Origin of the sequence: Xanthomonas axonopodis, assembly GCF_001304695.1 — a bacterium.
GTDB lineage: Bacteria > Pseudomonadota > Gammaproteobacteria > Xanthomonadales > Xanthomonadaceae > Xanthomonas > Xanthomonas axonopodis.
The window spans coordinates 1-1,284 of the sequence record NZ_JFAQ01000256.1; the positions used below are offsets into that span (position 1 = coordinate 1).

At 61.8% G+C, this 1,284-nt stretch carries 1 protein-coding gene and 2 pseudogenes; all 3 read left to right on the top strand.

The features are described 5' to 3' along the window. Positions 1-80: pseudogene (locus tag XAXN_RS18990) on the top strand (diacylglycerol kinase); the annotation flags it as partial. Positions 81-176: 96 nt separating this feature from the next. Then, entirely contained in the window at positions 177-791 is a 615-nt protein-coding gene (locus tag XAXN_RS18995; RefSeq protein ID WP_054320677.1) for a LemA family protein, read from the top strand. Between the two features lie 337 nt (positions 792-1,128). Then, a pseudogene (locus XAXN_RS22125) lies at positions 1,129-1,284 on the top strand (TPM domain-containing protein); the annotation flags it as partial.

The window sequence follows — 1,284 nt, forward strand, 5'->3', positions numbered from 1 at the left end:
TGGGCTCGGCGGCGGTGTTCGTGCTGCTGATCAATGTGCTGTTGTGCTGGGGATTGATCCTGCTGCCGCGGCTGTGGTGACGCGCGGTGGGCCTGGCGAACCGCTCAGGGTGGTGTGCATGCGGGCTTGACTTGGCACGTGGCATGCTCGGGCTCTCTTCCAACGGAATCGCCTGCATGCCTGCCCTGATTCGCGCCCTGGTGTTGCTGATCCTGACCGCGTCGCTGTCCGGTTGCGGCTATAACGCGATCCAGCAGAAGGAAGAGGGTGTCAAGGCCGGTTGGTCGGAGGTGCTCAATCAATATCAGCGCCGCGCCGATCTGATTCCCAACCTGGTACGCACCGTGCAGGGCTATGCCCAGCAGGAACGCCAGGTCCTGACCGAAGTGACCAATGCACGTGCTCGCGTAGGCCAGATCCAGGTCAACGCCGATGACGAAGCGTCGTTGAAGCAGTTCCAGCAGGCGCAAGGCGAGTTGGGTAGCGCGCTGTCGCGCTTGCTGGTGGTCAGCGAAAACTATCCTCAGCTCAAGTCGGACCAGTCGTTTCGCGATCTGCAGGTGCAGCTGGAAGGCACCGAAAACCGCATCACCGTGGCGCGTGGCCGCTATATCCAAACCGTGCAGGACTACAACACCTACATCCGCTCGTTCCCGCAGGTGATCACGGCCAAGATGTTCGGATACCAGTCCAAGCCCAATTTCAGCGTGGAAAACGAAGCGCAGATCTCGCGCGCTCCGCAGGTGGATTTCGGTAATCAGCAGACGCCGCAGCAACAGCCCGCGCAGTAATCAGCTGCTGTGCGTGTACGGTGCCTGTGCAGTCGTCGCTAGCAAGCGTAGTACGCGCTGGTCGAACTACGCACAAGCACACGCCAAGGCAACGCATGCCGAGCAGCACATCAGTCCGAATCTGCAGACCAAACCAACAAAGGCGAGAGCTAGCCTCTCGCCCATCGGGGGAGGGGTTGAGGTGACGGGGCGGCGCCAGACCTCGCAGTCGTTCCGACCACCCGTGGCTTCGCTTCGGGCGCACCCTCTCTCTGCAAGAGGCAATGTCCTGCAGGGCGAAGGAATCGCAAAACCCAGCGCTGATCAAGGATCGGCGCGCATCAGCTAGGAGTCGGCAATGCGGCGAACGTGTTTGCGAGTGGTGTGGATGATGGCGTTGTTGCTGCTGCCGGCGTCGCTGCTGGCGCAGGAGTTGGCTGCCATTCCGCCGCTGCGCTCGCCAGTCGTCGATGTCACCGGCACCCTGGATGCGGCGCAGATCCAGCAACTTGAA